The 15,565-nt window shown below is 62.0% G+C and carries 16 protein-coding genes; 8 read left to right on the forward strand and 8 right to left on the reverse strand.

Annotation, left to right across the window (positions count from 1 at the left end; genetic code table 11):
- The first annotated feature begins 205 nt into the window (after nucleotides 1-205).
- Complete coding sequence (locus tag NKI06_RS20560) at nucleotides 206-451, forward strand: zinc-finger domain-containing protein (RefSeq protein WP_352986927.1); 246 nt, start codon at nucleotides 206-208, stop codon at nucleotides 449-451.
- 19 nt (nucleotides 452-470) lie between these two features.
- The gene (locus tag NKI06_RS20565) at nucleotides 471-1,709 is read left to right on the forward strand and encodes an FAD-dependent monooxygenase (RefSeq protein WP_352986894.1); all 1,239 of its coding nucleotides are present in this window, start codon (nucleotides 471-473) and stop codon (nucleotides 1,707-1,709) included.
- 223 nt (nucleotides 1,710-1,932) lie between these two features.
- On the opposite strand, the gene NKI06_RS20570 is transcribed toward NKI06_RS20565, so the two are convergent.
- The 5 genes from NKI06_RS20570 to NKI06_RS20590 form a co-directional block, all read right to left on the reverse strand.
- Nucleotides 1,933-2,598, reverse strand: a complete 666-nt coding sequence (locus NKI06_RS20570; RefSeq protein ID WP_352986895.1) for a TIGR02117 family protein — start codon at nucleotides 2,596-2,598, stop codon at nucleotides 1,933-1,935.
- A 99-nt stretch (nucleotides 2,599-2,697) separates the two neighbouring features.
- Entirely contained in the window at nucleotides 2,698-3,501 is an 804-nt protein-coding gene (locus NKI06_RS20575) for an amino acid ABC transporter ATP-binding protein (RefSeq protein ID WP_023671483.1), read from the reverse strand.
- Nucleotides 3,502-3,578: 77 nt separating this feature from the next.
- Complete coding sequence (locus NKI06_RS20580) at nucleotides 3,579-4,736, reverse strand: amino acid ABC transporter permease (protein WP_023700666.1); 1,158 nt, start codon at nucleotides 4,734-4,736, stop codon at nucleotides 3,579-3,581.
- Nucleotides 4,737-4,740: 4 nt separating this feature from the next.
- Nucleotides 4,741-5,928, reverse strand: a complete 1,188-nt coding sequence (locus NKI06_RS20585) for an amino acid ABC transporter permease (RefSeq protein ID WP_023671481.1) — start codon at nucleotides 5,926-5,928, stop codon at nucleotides 4,741-4,743.
- A gap of 62 nt (nucleotides 5,929-5,990) precedes the next feature.
- Entirely contained in the window at nucleotides 5,991-7,019 is a 1,029-nt protein-coding gene (locus tag NKI06_RS20590) for an amino acid ABC transporter substrate-binding protein (protein ID WP_023671480.1), read from the reverse strand.
- Between the two features lie 458 nt (nucleotides 7,020-7,477).
- Between NKI06_RS20590 and NKI06_RS20595 the strand changes: the two genes are divergently transcribed.
- From NKI06_RS20595 to NKI06_RS20615, 5 genes are all read left to right on the forward strand, one after another.
- The gene (locus NKI06_RS20595) at nucleotides 7,478-8,647 is read left to right on the forward strand and encodes a cystathionine beta-lyase (protein ID WP_352986897.1); all 1,170 of its coding nucleotides are present in this window, start codon (nucleotides 7,478-7,480) and stop codon (nucleotides 8,645-8,647) included.
- 226 nt (nucleotides 8,648-8,873) lie between these two features.
- Nucleotides 8,874-9,962 (forward strand): HPP family protein, encoded by a 1,089-nt coding sequence (locus NKI06_RS20600; RefSeq protein ID WP_023808295.1) that lies wholly within the window; start codon nucleotides 8,874-8,876, stop codon nucleotides 9,960-9,962.
- Nucleotides 9,963-10,065: 103 nt separating this feature from the next.
- Nucleotides 10,066-10,734 (forward strand): RNA polymerase sigma factor, encoded by a 669-nt coding sequence (locus NKI06_RS20605; protein WP_023705692.1) that lies wholly within the window; start codon nucleotides 10,066-10,068, stop codon nucleotides 10,732-10,734.
- Between the two features lie 115 nt (nucleotides 10,735-10,849).
- Complete coding sequence (locus NKI06_RS20610; protein ID WP_352986899.1) at nucleotides 10,850-11,374, forward strand: DUF4142 domain-containing protein; 525 nt, start codon at nucleotides 10,850-10,852, stop codon at nucleotides 11,372-11,374.
- Between the two features lie 10 nt (nucleotides 11,375-11,384).
- Nucleotides 11,385-11,696: a cupredoxin domain-containing protein gene (locus tag NKI06_RS20615; protein WP_023814796.1), complete on the forward strand. Its 312-nt coding sequence runs from the start codon at nucleotides 11,385-11,387 to the stop codon at nucleotides 11,694-11,696.
- Here NKI06_RS20615 and NKI06_RS20620 read toward each other — a convergent pair.
- Nucleotides 11,672-12,556: a crotonase/enoyl-CoA hydratase family protein gene (locus NKI06_RS20620; RefSeq protein WP_352652122.1), complete on the reverse strand. Its 885-nt coding sequence runs from the start codon at nucleotides 12,554-12,556 to the stop codon at nucleotides 11,672-11,674. The two genes, NKI06_RS20615 and NKI06_RS20620, sit on opposite strands and share 25 nt — an antisense overlap.
- A gap of 81 nt (nucleotides 12,557-12,637) precedes the next feature.
- Here NKI06_RS20620 and NKI06_RS20625 point away from each other — a divergent pair, with 81 nt between their 5' ends.
- A complete protein-coding gene (locus NKI06_RS20625; protein ID WP_027049699.1) occupies nucleotides 12,638-13,228 on the forward strand; it encodes a TetR/AcrR family transcriptional regulator in 591 nt (196 codons plus the stop codon).
- 93 nt (nucleotides 13,229-13,321) lie between these two features.
- On the opposite strand, the gene NKI06_RS20630 is transcribed toward NKI06_RS20625, so the two are convergent.
- Nucleotides 13,322-14,548, reverse strand: coding sequence for an anion transporter (locus NKI06_RS20630; RefSeq protein ID WP_023709703.1), 1,227 nt, complete (start codon nucleotides 14,546-14,548; stop codon nucleotides 13,322-13,324).
- A 764-nt stretch (nucleotides 14,549-15,312) separates the two neighbouring features.
- Nucleotides 15,313-15,549 (reverse strand): hypothetical protein, encoded by a 237-nt coding sequence (locus NKI06_RS20635; protein ID WP_023671471.1) that lies wholly within the window; start codon nucleotides 15,547-15,549, stop codon nucleotides 15,313-15,315.
- Between the last annotated feature and the right edge of the window lie 16 nt (nucleotides 15,550-15,565).

The raw sequence follows: 15,565 nt of genomic DNA on the forward strand, positions 1-15,565 counted from the left end.
CCTTGGAGCGCCGCTGGACGTGCATGCCTCTAACACGCTTTTGTGACGCATGGCCCTTCGGCGAAAACCATTCCGATTTCAGGGACGTGCACTTAACCGGCTCACCGTATCCTCTGACAGGCTTTTGCGACAGTTTCATTTCATCGATCTTGCAAACAGGCCTGTTATGTTCCAGATGCTTTTCGACGAGATCAAGGAGACGACGATGGCAGGCGGTTCCATTCCCCATTTCCAGAACGATGCGGGCCATCCGGCAATCGACATCGGCGTCAAGGAATTCATGTGCACCGGCGCCAACCCGCCCTTCGACCACCCACATGTGTTCCTCGACATGGGCGACGACAATGAAAAGGTCTGCCCGTATTGCTCGACGCTCTACCGCTATTCGGCGAACCTGAGGGCGACGGAAACGCTGCCGGCTGGTTGCCTTTATATCGACCAGGCCGCCTGATCCTTCCGCGACAAGCCCGATGGAAGACATAAGGTCCCGGCAGGTCATAATCGCCGGGGCCGGCATCGCCGGGCTGACCGCCGCCCTTGCCTTCGCCGGAGGGGGTTATCCGGTAAAGCTTATCGAACAGGCACAGCACCTAGAAGCGGCTGGCGCCGGCATCCAGCTTTCGCCCAACGCAACACGCATTCTTCGACAACTCGGCGTGCTCGACCGGCTGTTGCCGGCAGCGTTGCGGCCGGAAGCGGTCGTGCTCAAGGACGCCGGGACGCTGCGCGAACTGGCGCGGGTACCGCTCGGGCACGCCGCCGAAGCGCGCTGGCAGTCGCCTTATCTTGTCGCCCATCGCGCAGATGTGCAGGCAGCGCTGTTGGCGCAAATGGCTGAACGGCCGCAGATTGAGCTCATCACCGGCGCCCGCGTGACCGGCATCGTCAAAGACGCGCAATATGTCGCCGTGACCGCCGAAGTGGACGGCCGCGAGATCGAGGCACGCGGCAAACTGCTGGTCGGCGCCGACGGCGTCTGGTCGGCAGTCAGGGCGCAACTCGCAGGCGAGGACTTCGTCAAAAGCCGTTTTTCGGGCGAACTCGCCTGGCGGGCTACAATCGCAGCCGACGGTGCGGCCGGAGAAGCCTTTGCCGCGATCGGCGCCGCCGACTGCCTCACCACGTTCCTGCATCCAGGCTTCCACATGGTCGCCTATCCCGTCAGCAAAGGCCGGGCCTTCAATCTCGCGGCCTTCACCAAGGGTGAGCGCATGGCCGAAGGTTGGTCGGGCCATGCCGATCCCGCGATCCTCACGGCTGCCCTGCGCGGCACCGCGCCGGGCCTGACGAAGCTCGTGGCACTGGCCGGCCCATGGACGGCCTTTCCGATCCACACCGTCGAACAACAGCGGTGGACAAGCCCGCAGGGCATCGCGCTGATCGGCGACGCCGCGCACGCGATGACGCCGTTTGCGGCGCAAGGTGCCGCGATGGCGATCGAGGATGCCATCACGCTTGCCGACGCTATCGCCGATTTCCCTGGCGATCTGCCCAGAAGTTTTCAAATCTGGGAAAATCTTCGGCGGCCGCGTGTCGCCAAGGCCGCGCGTCGTGGGGCCGTAAACCGCCTCGCCTGGCATGCTGCCGGCCCGGTGGCGATCGCCCGCAATCTGTTCCTGGCCATGCGCTCGCCCGACAAGCTCGCCGCCGACCTCGACTGGCTCTATGGATGGCGAGCGGACGCTCGGCAGTCTAGATCGTCGACTTAGCGATCCTTCCCACCCCCCTCTGTCCTGCCGGACATCTCCCCCGCAAGGGGGGAGATTGGATGTCGCCGTCGCCTTCGCCAAAATCGCCGGCGTTGCAGCAGGAGCGCCGCGGGCAAAACGGCTGATCTCCCCCCTTGCGGGGGCGATGGCCGGCAAGCCAGAGGGAGGTGCTGTCCCGCTGACTTCAAAAGATCCAACACTGTCGCGGTGCGATGAAGGACTGCTAGTTATAAAACCGCATCGACAAGCCCAGCGAGGCCGGCAGCGGGTTCCACCAGCCGGTGCGCAGGCCGGCGTTGCGCAGGCCGGCGGCTGTCCAGGTGTTACAGCCGACAAGCGCGTTGAAATGGCCGTTCGCCTCGAAGAAGCGGTCGAAGCTGGAATAGGCGGCGTTCTCGATGACGACCGGACCATGCGGCCCTTGCTGGAAACTCGCGTCGATATAGTCGAGCAGCGCTGCAAAACGTTCCTCATCGATGTCGAAACCGGTGACAGCAGGGTGCGGCTCGGCGATGGCCCCGGCGATATCGACATGCATGACCGAGGCGTCCAGTGTCAGCGCCTTGAGGACGGGCACTGTCTTCAGCTGCGACCAGCTCGGCGTCTCCAGATAGAAGGCCCGGCCGCCCCAGCCAAAGACGATGTAGCGCACTTCCGGGGCGTCGACAGGGATGCCGGCAGCGACCAGGAAATGGAAGCGCCGGCGCACCTCGTCATCGACGGGAATGGCGATGTCGGTGTGGATCGGATTCTCCAGCACCAGAATATGGCGCGTGCCCTCACCCGCCGCTGACGCCGGCCACAGCGGACGCGGCACCAGCGTGCCGAGCGTGGCAGCGAGCGCGACCACGATAATCAGCATGGCCACGAAACGCAGGGCTTTTCTCATGCGGCGGCGGCTTTGTGTTTCAATGGAGAAGATCGACCCCAGATAGCAAAAGAGCCCGGCCGCATTGCAGCCGGGCTCTTTTGCTTCGCATGAAAATGCTCAGTGCAGGATCTGCGACAGAAACAGCTTGGTGCGCTCGTGGCGCGGATGGTCGAAGAACTCGGCCGGCGTGTTCTGTTCGACGATCTGGCCCTGATCCATGAAGATCACCCGGTTGGCGACTTTGCGGGCAAAGCCCATTTCGTGGGTGACGCACAGCATGGTCATGCCTTCCTCGGCCAGGCCCACCATCGTCTCCAGCACTTCCTTGATCATTTCTGGATCGAGCGCCGAGGTCGGCTCATCGAACAGCATGATGCGCGGGTTCATGCACAGGGAACGCGCGATCGCCACGCGCTGCTGCTGGCCGCCCGACAGCTGGCCCGGATATTTGTTGGCCTGTTCGGGGATCTTGACGCGCTTGAGGAAGTGCATCGCGATTTCCTCGGCCTGCTTCTTCGGCGTCTTGCGCACCCAGATCGGCGCCAGCGTGCAGTTCTCCAGGATGGTCAGATGCGGGAACAGGTTGAAGTGCTGGAACACCATGCCGACCTCGCGGCGCACCTCGTCGATCTTCTTGAGATCGTTGGTGAGTTCCTTGCCGTCGACGATGATCTTGCCCTTCTGGTGCTCTTCCAGCCGGTTGATGCAGCGGATCATGGTCGATTTGCCCGAGCCCGAAGGACCGCAGATGACAATGCGCTCGCCGCGCATCACCTTGAGGTTGATGTCCTTCAGCACATGGAACTCGCCATACCATTTGTGCATGCCGATGATGTCGATGGCGACATCGGTGGTCGAAATGTGCATCTTCTTGGCATCGACCTTGATCTCTTCGGCGCTGACGGCGTTTTCTATGACCATGGCAGGTTCCCCTTTTTTTTCTGTCTATGATGCATGTCGTTGTCCCAAAACCGCTAAACACTTTTGGGCGACATGCATCAACGTTTGTGGCCGGTGTCGAGCCGGCGTTCCGTGTACATCGAATAGCGCGACATGCCGAAGCAGAACAGCCAGAAGACGAAGGCTGCAAAGATGAGACCGGATCTCGCGGTCTGTGGCGTCGCCCAATTGGCGTCCGAGAAGTTCTGCTTGACGACGCCAAGCAGATCAAACATCGAGATGATGATGACGAGGCTTGTGTCCTTGAACATACCGATGAAGGTATTGACGATGCCGGGGATGACCAGCTTCAGTGCCTGCGGCAGCACGATCAGCACCATCTTCTGCCAGTAGCCCAGGCCAAGCGAATCCGCACCCTCATACTGGCCCTTGGGGATCGCCTGCAGGCCGCCGCGCACCACTTCGGCCATATAGGCGGCGGCAAACAGCGAGACGCCGATCAGCGCCCTGAGATATTTGTCGAACGAAACCCCGGCGGGCAGAAACAGCGGCAGCATGACGCTGGCAAAGAACAAAACGGTGATCAGCGGGATGCCGCGAACGAACTCGATGAAGACCACGCACAGTGTCTTGACGATCGGCATCTTGGAGCGCCGGCCGAGCGCCAGCACGATGCCCATCGGCAGCGACACGGCAATGCCGACAAAGGACAGGCTCAGCGTCACCAGCAGCCCGCCCCATAGCTGGGTCTCCACATGCGGCAGGCCGAAGATGCCGCCGACCAGCAGCACGAACGCGATGATCGGCAGTGCCAGGAATAGAAGAATGGCGTTCAACCCCTTGCGCGGCACGCGTGGCATCAGCAACGGGACCAGCAGCGCCACGAACAGGACGGCGACCAGGATCGGCCGCCAGCGCTCTTCCAGGGGATAGCGGCCAAGCATCAACTGGCCGAACTTCGCGTTGACGAAGGCCCAGCAGGCGCCTGACCAGCCGTCCGGCTGGATGCCGCCTTGCGCCACCGTGGCGCATACAGTCCGGTCCGGCCCCGTCCACTGGGCGTTGATGAAGGCCCAGTTGACGACGGGCGGCACGATCATCACCACCAGCGCAATAGCCACTACAGTCAGGATGACGTCGCCCACCGAACCGATCAGGTTCTTGCGAACCCAGGCCAAAGGCCCCCGCACGCCGGCCGGGGCTTGTTGAGCGAGTGCCATTTCGGTCCGCACCCAGGAGGTATCATGTTCCTGCATGGTCTTACCTCTCCACCAGCGCCATCCTGGCGTTGACCACATTCATCACCGCCGACGTCACCAGGCTGATGATGAGATAGACGACCATCATGATCAGCACACCCTCGACCGCTTGACCGGTCTGATTCAGCACTGTGCCGGCGATCGCCGTCAGGTCGGGGTAACCGATGGCAATGGCCAGCGACGAGTTCTTTGTCAGGTTGAGATACTGGCTGGTCAGCGGCGGGATGACGATCCGCATGGCTTGGGGAACGACGACAAGCCGCAGGATAGATCCCGGCCGCAGCCCCAGGGCGCCAGCCGCTTCGGTCTGACCCTTGCTGACGCCGAGAATGCCGGCGCGCACGATCTCGGCGATGAAGGAGGCCGTGTAACAGGACAGCGCCAAATAGAGAGACAGGAACTCCGGCCCGATCTGAAAGCCTCCGGTCAGGTTGAAGGTCGATTGTTTTGGAAAGTCGAAGCTCAAAGGAAAGCCGCTCAGCGCATAGGCCAGGAGCGGAAGGCCGACGATCAGCGCCGCCGAAGTCCAGAATACGGGAAACTGCTGGCCGGTTGCCATTTGCCGCTGGCGTGCCGTGCGCGCGACAAAAAAAGCCATGGCGATGCCGACAAGCAAGGCGACAAACATCAGCCAGGAGCCGTCGCCCCAGATAGCGCGCGGAAAATAGAAACCGCGTTGGTTGAGGAAAGAGCCGAACGGCAAATTGAAACTGTCGCGAGGCGCCGGCAGTACCGCGAGCACGCCTGAATACCAGAAGAAGATCACCAGCAGGGGCGGAATGTTGCGGAACACCTCGACATAGACCGTGCAAATCTTGCGAACCAGCCAGTTGCGCGATAACCGGCCGACGCCGACAATGAAGCCAATGATGGTCGCGGTGATAATGCCGGCAACGGCGACGATAATGGTGTTGATAAGCCCGACGACAATGGCCTGGCCATAGGTCGAATCGGAATCATAAGCGATGGGCCTGACTGGAATGTCAAAGCCTGCTCGGTTGTTCAGGAAGCCAAAACCGGAAGTAATATGCAGGCGCTGCAGGTTGACGATGACGTTGTGGACGATCCACCAGACGCCCGCCACCAGCAAGATGACAACCACCGCCTGGAAGAAAAACCCGCGGACTTTCGGATCGTTGATGAAGGAACCGCGGCTCGGCTCCTCGCGAAGAACTTCCTGCGATGCCATTGCTCATCCCCTGGAAAGAGAAACCGGAAGGCAGATGATCTGCCTTCCGGATCACATTTCGATCAGCGGATCGGCGGTGCGTATTGCAGGCCGCCCTTGGTCCACAGCGCATTGATGCCGCGCGCGATCTTCAGCGGGCTGCCGGTGCCGACATTGCGCTCGAACATCTCACCGTAATTGCCGACTGCCTTGACGATGTTGACGACCCAGTCATTGCTCACGCCAAGGTCGGTTCCGATCTTGGTTTCGGCTTCCTGACCGAGCACGCGCTTGATCTCCGGATTATCCGAGGTCTTCATCTCTTCGACATTGGCCTGGGTGATGCCCAGTTCCTCTGCCTGCAACAGGGCGAAGTAGGTCCACTTGACGATGTGGTACCACTGGTCGTCCCCCTGGCGTACGGCGGGGCCGAGCGGCTCTTTGGAGATGATCTCGGGCAGCACGACATGGTCGGCCGGCGCACTCAGCGTCAGGCGGATGCCATAGAGGCCGGATTGGTCGGTGGTGTAGACGTCGCAGCGGCCGGCGTCATAGGCAGCGTTGACCTCTTCCAGCTTTTCGAAGACGACCGGGTTGTACTCCATCTTGTTCGCCTTGAAGTAATCGGCGAGGTTGAGCTCGGTGGTGGTGCCGCTCTGCACGCAGACTGCCGCACCTGAAAGCTGCAGCGCCGAATTGACGCCAGGCAGTTTCTTGGCGTTGATCATGAAACCCTGGCCGTCATAATAGGTGACGCCGATGAAGTTCAGGCCAAGCGCGGTATCGCGATTGATGGTCCATGTGGTGTTGCGCGACAGGAGATCGATCTCGCCCGACTGCAACGCGGTGAAGCGCTCCTTGGCGCTGAGCGGCGTGAACTTGACCTTGGAGGCATCGCCGAAGACTGCACCAGCGACAGCGCGGCAGAAATCCGCGTCGATGCCTTTCCAATCGCCTTTGTCGTCAGGCGCCGAGAAGCCGGCCAGGCCCGTCGAGACACCGCACTGGATGAAGCCCTTCGCCTTGACGGTATCGAGCGTTGTCGCCGACGCGGCCGAAGCCATCCATCCAAGCGCAGCGGCACCGAGAATGCCAATTGCAATATGTTTCATAACCCACAGACCCTTTTCTGTTTTCAGGTAAACCCTGATCCTCAGGCAAATCCTGATCTTTTCCCGCGTGAACCCGGCTCCCATCCGGCTCATTCCGGAACCTCGCGTCGTAACCGACGCCCGGCCCCTCCCATTCACGAACTGCATCGAAGGCGATTATCTCTGTGAGGTCAAGGGAAATGACCGTTTCACGACAGCTTTGAAAACCAATTGCCGCAAATGCCTGAATTGCGGACAACAGCATCAGGAAAGCAGCAAGCCCCGCAAATAAAACCGGCAAAGTCCGTCGACGCTAATCCACATCCACTCATGAAATCCGCGGCTCTGGATCGCCACGCATTCCAGACTATTCATGGGGGAATTGGCCTATGCAAAGGGCACCGCCTGGCGGGCGCCCGCTGTTGCACGGCCAATGCCGCCGCTCTATGGCTAGCGCTTTCACCACGAGGCGAAGAGCAATGGCGACTGACGGCAACGAAATGGGTATCAACACGCGGCTTGCCCATTCGGGCAACAATCCGCACGACTATTTCGGCTTCGTCAATCCGCCGATCGTGCATGCCTCGACCGTGCTCTATCCCAATGCGTCGGCGATGGCGGCGCGCAGCCAGAAATACACCTATGGCACACGCGGCACGCCGACCACCGATGCGTTGGCGCATGCGATCGACGCGCTGGAAGGCTCCGCCGGCACCATAATCGTGCCGTCGGGCCTGGCGGCGGTGACCGTCCCGTTGCTGGCGTTTCTCTCGGCAGGCGATCACATCCTGATTGTCGATTCCGTCTACCATCCGACCCGCAATTTCGCCGACACGATGCTGAAGCGGCTGGGTGTCGAGGTCGAGTATTACGATCCGCATGCCGGCGCAGGCATCGCCAGCTTGATCAAGCCGAACACCAAAGTCGTGTTTACGGAATCACCGGCCTCCAACACCTTCGAGGTGCAGGACGTTCCGGCGATCGCCAAGGCGGCGCATGAAACGGGCGCCATCGTCATGATGGACAACACCTGGGCAACGCCGCTCTATTTCCGTCCGCTCGACCACGGCGTCGCTATCTCGATCCATGCGGCGACGAAATATCCGGCCGGGCATTCGGATGTGCTGCTGGGCACAGTGTCTGCCAATGCCAACTGCTGGAAGCAGCTTTGCGAGACGTTCTACACGATGGGCTGCTGCGCCGGCCCCGACGACGTCTACCAAGTCCTGCGCGGCCTGCGCACGATGGGCGTTCGGCTGGATCACCATCAAAAGAGCGCGCTTGCCATTGCCGTCTGGCTTGAAGGCCAGCCCGGCGTGGCCCGCGTGCTGCACCCGGCGCTCCCCAGCCACCCCGACCACGCGGTGTGGAAGCGTGATTTTTCCGGCTCGAGCGGCATCTTTTCCATCGTGCTCAAAGGCGGCGGCCAGAGACAGCAGCATGCCTTCCTCAATGCGTTGAAAATCTTCGGTCTCGGCTATTCCTGGGGCGGCTATGAGAGCCTTGCCGTGCCGGTCTTCCTCGGCGACCGTACCGTCGCCAAGGGCCCCTATGACGGCCCGCTGATCCGGCTGCAGATCGGGCTTGAGGATGTCGAGGACCTCAAGGCCGATATCCTGCGCGGGCTGGAAGCGGCCGCTGCGGCATGACACCAGCAAACTTGCGAAGCTGATTCCGCTAGCCCGCTTAACCCGTTGAAAGGATTGGCGAGCGACTTTCGTAGGACGATCGACGTCGCAAAGCCGCTCATGGGTAGACCAAGCGCAATGTTATTTCCCCAACGCGCGCTTTTTCGGATCGGTTTGACTTTCAAAATCGTCGGCCCAACGCCATTGCAGGCGCTGCGCCCACAATTCCAGTCGGACTGAGCTTGCCATGGCCTTTCGTCTCTTTGTCCCCATTCTCGCCGGCGCGACGCTGCGCGAGCGCCTCATCGCCTGCATCGGGGCGATGATCGGCATTGCGCTGACCGGCGCGATCGGCGCGCTGGTGCTTGGCAATGGCCCGCATGTGCCGCTGCTGGTGGCGCCGATGGGGGCGTCGGCGGTGCTGCTGTTCGCGGTGCCTGCAAGCCCGCTGGCGCAGCCATGGTCGATCATCGGCGGCAATACAATATCGGCGCTGGTCGGCGTGATCGTGGCCCATTTCGTCCATCAGCCCGTTCTCGCCACGGGCATTGCCGTGGCGATGGCGATCGCCGCCATGTCGTTCTCGCGCTGCCTGCATCCGCCGGGCGGAGCCGCCGCACTGACCGCCGTGCTCGGCGGGCCGGCCGTGATCGGTGCCGGCTTCCTGTTTCCGTTCGTGCCGGTGGCGCTGAACTCCATGATGCTGGTCGCGCTCGGCTATGCTTTCCACAGGCTGTCGCGACGCAGCTACCCGCATGTGCCGGCCCCTGCCCCGAAAAGCACGCACGGAACCAGCGATCCGCCGGCTCAGGAGCGCATCGGCTTCCGGGCCGAGGACATCGATGCCGCGCTGGCTGCGCTCGACGAGACCTTCGACATCGACCGCAACGATCTCGAACAACTGCTGCGACAGGTCGAACTGCAAGCGACGATGCGCGCACACCGAACCATGTTGTGCGAGGACATCATGTCGTGCGACGTGATTTCGGTCGATGAACACGCGTCCGCCGATCGGGCGCGTCATCTGCTGCTCGACCACAATATCCGCACGCTGCCGGTTGTAGACAAGGACGCCAGGCTGGTCGGCACCGTTGGATTGAGGGAATTGGCGCGAGCCGACGAAGCCGTCGGAAGCGTTACGTCGACAGCGTCGACCGCCGCCGCCGGTACGCCCGCCATGGCCCTGCTACCGGTGCTCACCGACGGCCGCACCCATGCAGTCATCATCGTGGACGGGGACAGCCGCATCCTTGGCCTGATCACGCAGACCGATCTGCTTGCGGCAACGGCACGAGCGCAGGCTGCTGACAAGCCGCTGGCGGAAGCAGTATTCTAGGCGCCGTCGGAGCCGGGCGAAAATGGCCGGGAACCTTTTGCCGGCGATGTCATCCAATGTCTTGATCGAGGTTTCGAACGGGGATTGGATCGAGGAACTGGCCATGCCTGCTATGTCTCTACCAATGCCCACTGCTGCCTCAAGCGAGATGCTTCTCGTGCGCCGCGCGCTGGCACGCGAAGGCAACGCCTTCCGCATCATCATGAAGACCCATAATCAGCGGCTCTATCGCATCGCTCGCGGGGTGGTGCGCAACGATGCTGAAGCCGAGGACATCGTCCAGGAGGCCTATGTCAGAGCCTTTGCCCATCTCGATGCCTTTCGCGGGGAGTCCTCATTGGCCACCTGGCTGTCGCGCATCGTCATCAACGAGGCGCTCGGCCGTCTGCGCAAAAGGCGGCGGACGGTGGCGAAAAACCCGCAAGCCGAAATCATCCAGTTCCCCCTCAATCCCAGCGACGATCCGGAGCGGACGATGGCGCAGCGGCAGATCCTCGAGTTGGTGGAACGGGCGACCGACAGCCTACCCGATGTTTATCGGACGGTGTTCGTGGCGCGGGTTATCGAGGGGCTCAGTATCGAGGAGACCGCCGAGCTGCTTGGCGTGCGGCCGGAAACCGTCAAGACAAGGCTACACCGCGCCCGCGCCCTGGTACGCAAGGCACTCGACGACCAGATCGGGCCGGTGCTGCTCGACGCCTTCCCGTTTGCCGGCCGGCGCTGCGACAGGCTGACCAGCGCCGTCATGCAGCGGCTCGGCCTGGAGAGCTGATCATCGGCTGATTTGGCCGATTTCCCCGGGAACGTTTGCCGCCGCTGCGCATCCAATGACCGTCAACTGAAAAACATGGCCCGGCGCGATCCCGCGTCCGGGCGAAGGAGATGCCATGCTTACCCGACACACCGCCGCCCTCGCTGCCTTGCTGCTGCTTGGCGCTGCCCCGCTCGCACAAGCCGCCGACAAGCCGACGGACCCGCAGATCGCCCACATCGCCTACACGGCAGGCGTCATCGATGTGGAAGCCGCCAAGCAGGCGATCAAGAAATCGAAGACCAAGGAGGTCCTGGATTTCGCCAACGACATGGTGCGTGACCACGAAGCGGTCAACGCGCAGGCACTGGAACTGGTAAAGAAGCTGAAGGTGACGCCGGAAGACAACGCAACCAGCCAGGCGCTGACCAAGGCTGCGGCCGAGGAGCGGGCGAAGCTCGCCAAACTCGACGGCGCAGCCTTTGACAAAGCCTATGTCGACAACGAGATCGCCTACCACAAACAGGTCGACGGCGCGCTTGAAACCCTTTTGATCCCATCGGCCAGTAATACCGAGTTGAAGAGCCTGCTGGAGACCGGCCTGAAGATTTTCCAGGGCCATGAACAGCACGCCGAGCATGTTGCAGGTATGCTGAAGTAAGGACCAGGCCATGTCGAAACGGCTGCTGTGGATTGCACTGGCGCTGGTCTTCGGGACCTCACCCGTGCAGGCCGAAACCATCCAGGTCACCATCGACAAGCTTGTCTTTTCGCCGGCAACCGTCGAGGCGAAGGTCGGCGACACGATCAAGTGGGTGAACAATGACGTGTTCGCCCACACGGCTACCGTCAAGGGCGGCTGGGAAGTGATGATCCCGCCGAAGTCAACAGCGAGCCTGACCCTGCAGAAGGCGGAAGCGGTCGACTATTTCTGCCGCTTCCACCCCAACATGAAAGGTCATCTGGCCGTGACGGCGCCTTGATCGCGGTCCGCAAGCCCGTCCTGCTGCGTTGAGGCTCGCCTGGCTTCATCCGGCCGGGTGATGTGCGTCCACGAGCCGTGACAGCCCGGCTGGCGGCGTGCGATCCAGGCATCCAGCCCTTCGCGCAGATCAGCGGTCGGAGCCATGCGGGCGAACTGCTCGGCCTCGACAGCCAAGCCATCCGCGATGCTCTGGTTCAGGCCGCGCGCCACTGCTGTGAGGATCGAGGCAATTGCTGCAGGAGAATGCCTGGTCATGCGACGGGCGAGATCAATTGCGGCGGGCATCAGCTCCTCATGCGGCACCACCTGATTGACGAGGCCGAGTTCGAGGGCGCGCGGCGGCGGGAACCAATCGCCGGTCAACAGCAGCTCGAGCGCCCGCTTGCGCCCTGCCAGCCTCGGAAGCCGCTGCGTGCCGCCGAAAGCAGGCGGCATTGCAAGGTTGATCTCAGGCTTGGCGAACAAGGCGCGGTCGCTGGCGATAGCGAGCGGCACGGCTTCGGTGATCTCGCAGCCGCCGCCGAAGGCGATGCCGTTGACGGCGGCGATGACGGGCTTGCGGAACGCCTCCAGCCTTGCGGTCAGGCGCTGTCCGCGCATGACGAAGTCGCGCAGGGCAACGTCGACGCCGATGTCCACGCTGCCTGAGAATTCATGGATGTCGCCGCCGGCGGAGAAGGCGCGCTCTCCTGCTCCAGTGAGGATGACGGCGCGGATGGCATCGTCGGTCTCGGCGGCATCGAGGAGCGCAAGCAGGCGATCAATCAGCGCATAGTTCAAGGCGTTGAGCTTTTCCGGCCGATTAAGTGTGAGGATGGCGATCCCGTTGCGGGCCTCGGTGAGCACAAGCTCGGTCATGTCTTTTCCTTCCCTGTGTTTGTCGACGGAGAGGATCAGGCTTTCGGTTGTATGTATATTCACTAGTCGGTATACTTGCGTATGAGCGAAGCACCAAGCCCTACCCGCAAACGCATTGTCGATGCCGCAACGAAGCTGTTCTATGCCGAGGGGATCGGCCGCGTCAGCGTCGATGCAGTGGCGGAAAAAGCCGGGCTGACCAAGCGCACGCTCTACTATCATTTCAAGAGCAAGGACGATTTGATCGCGGCCTATCTCGACGGTCGCGACCAGCCGAACCTCAAGCAGATGGCCGGCTGGTTCGAGACGGCCGAAGGCGATGTCGAGCGCAAGGTCGAGGCGATTTTCACCAATCTGGCGCGCGTGGCGAAGCACCCGAAATGGAGAGGCTGCGGCTTTCTGCGCACGGCAGCCGAACTCGCTTCCATGCCCGGACACCCGGCCGTTAAAGCGGGGGCGCGGCATAAGCAGAATTTCGAGACCTGGCTGGCCGGCGAACTCACAGGCCACGGCGTCGACGAGCCGCAGACCCTGGCGCGCGAAATCGTGCTTTTGATGGACGGCGCGTTCTCGATCATGCTGATCCACCGCAACCCCGACTATGTCGAGGCGGCCGGACATGCCGCTGCAACGCTGGTTCGGGCAAGGTCAGGATCGGCGACTATCCGCTAGAGCGTTCACCGTTTAATGAAGACGGCGAAACACGCTATTTCTTTGACGCAATTCCGGACGGAGAACCGCTTCACACTTTTTCCTGGAATTGCTCTAGAATCCAGCCGCCAGCCATGCCGTCCCGACGGCAAGGGTCAGCAGCGTCAGTGGCAGGCCGACCTTGAAGAAGGCTGAGAAGGACAGCTGCGTGCCGGCCGCCCGCGCCTGTTCGGCGACGATCAGGTTGGCGACTGAGCCGAGCAAGGTGAAGTTGCCCGCCAGCGTCGAGCTCATCGCCACCACCAGCCAGGCACGCCCGGGGTTTTCAAGGCCGGGTATGAATGGCCGCAGCGCCAGCACGGCCGGAACATTGCTCATGATGTTGGAGAGCACCGCGGTGAAGCCCGATAGACGCCAGACGTCGTCCAGCCCGAGGTTCTTGGCCGAGGCGATGATGTCGGGCGTCAGCAGCGTCTTTTCGGCGCCGGCGACAACGATGAACAGGCCGGCGAACATGAACAGCAGCGGGCCGTCGATCTCGCGGTAAATGCGTGCCGGCTTGATGGCGCGGGTGAGCAGCAGGATGGCGCCGCCGATGAGCGCTGCCTTGGCAACCGGAACGCCGGCGAAGAAGGCGATGGCCAGGCCAATGCAGACAACCACCGCCTTCAGCACCTGTCCCGGCAGCATGCGGCCGCGATAGACTTCCGGGTTGAGATCGGCGGTGCGGGCGAATTCGGCGCGGTAGACGATGCGCACGATGACGACGACCGCGACGAGGCCGAAGAGGGCAACCGGCGCCAGGGCGGCCGAAAAGGCTGGATAGGAAATTCCCGACAGCGCGCCGATGACCATGTTCTGCGGGTTGCCGGTGATGGTGGCGACGCTGCCGCAGTTGGACGCGGTGGCGGTGGCGATCAGATAGGGAATGGGATTGCGATTGATGACACGGGTGACGTGGACGACGATCGGCGCCATGACCAGGCAGATGGCGTCGTTGACCAGGAACGCCGACAACACGCCGGTCAACAGCGTCACCATCACCAGCAGCACGAAAGGCGCGTGCGCATGCTCGATAGCGTAGGCGCCAAGCGCCCGGAAGGCGCCGGACACCTTCAGATGCGCCACCACGATCATCATGCCGAGCAGCAGCGTAATGGTGTCGAAATTGATGGCGCGATAGGCATCTTCCATACTGAGTGCGCCGATGGCGATCATCGCCGCCCCCCCCAGCAAGGCGATCCCTGCCCGGTCGAGACGGAGGCCTGGAATACGCCCGATTGCGACGCCGGCATAAGTCAGGACAAGGATCAAAAGTGCCGCTGCGCCCATCAATGTCATTGGCTGACATCCTTGTCCAAACGAACCGACGCAGAAACGGACTGTTCCCGCTCGGGCATTTGCCGGGCAGCTTTAACGCCGCTCCAGCAAAGCGAAAGCCTATAACGATCCGAATGCGAAAATCGGTGGGCAAAATCGCGGGTTGACCGATGCCGGGAGCAACCGGAGCTTGATCTTGAGACGGCCGAGATTGGGAATGAGACACGCGCGGCGGACTGCCGGTGGCCTGAGATTGCCATCCGCGAACTTCCCCTCGGAAGGCTCTCGTGGCGTATGTAATTAAATTCTAATTTAGGCTTTCCGGGTATGGATAGCTTAGCCATGTTTCGGCCTTGGGGTTTCAGATGGTCCAGGTTCTTGAGAGGGAATGCCGTGTCTCGGAGAACGAGGCTCTGCTGGCGCGTCCGATGGAATGTCCACAATGTCACGGAACCCGCAAGGTGTTTGTCTGTGCCCGGTGGGCCAGCTCGAACGGCCATTGCTGCCCCGGAGGAACACACCGGCTCAGTTGCCCCGGTCACAGCGTCGCGTGCATGGAGTGCGAAGAGAACCTTGAGCGTGTCTGAAGCGATCGCGACTATTGCCTGTCGGGAAAACGCAAAAAGCCCGCTCCGGCGAACCGGAGCGGGCTTTGCAACCATACGCCAAGAGTACCCTGCTGAGACCAGTACCCTGCCGAGAGCCGACCCGCTTTGCGTTTCCGCCACCGCAATAAATTGGTAGCGGCACTCCAGAAAAGCGATTGTTGGCTAACCGCCGTCGAATTACTCGCCCGACTGGCCGTCGCCAGTCACACTGCTGCCCAGAATTCCAAAGTCCTGAGACTTAGTTCCTTGTCCCGCAGTCAGGAATCCATCCGCATCCAGGCCGCGCCGCAGCAGTTCCCGCACCGCCGCGGACCGGCTTGGCATGCGCTTTTCGAAGCGCCAGTTTTCCAAGGCAGCCAATTCCTCGGCTGTCAGCATGATCTGCAGTCGCTCGGGTCGTTCCAGCTCGGCCATTCGCGCCTCCAACCGT

The sequence above is a fragment of the Mesorhizobium sp. M0772 genome (assembly GCF_040320135.1).
Taxonomy (GTDB): Bacteria; Pseudomonadota; Alphaproteobacteria; order Rhizobiales; family Rhizobiaceae; genus Mesorhizobium.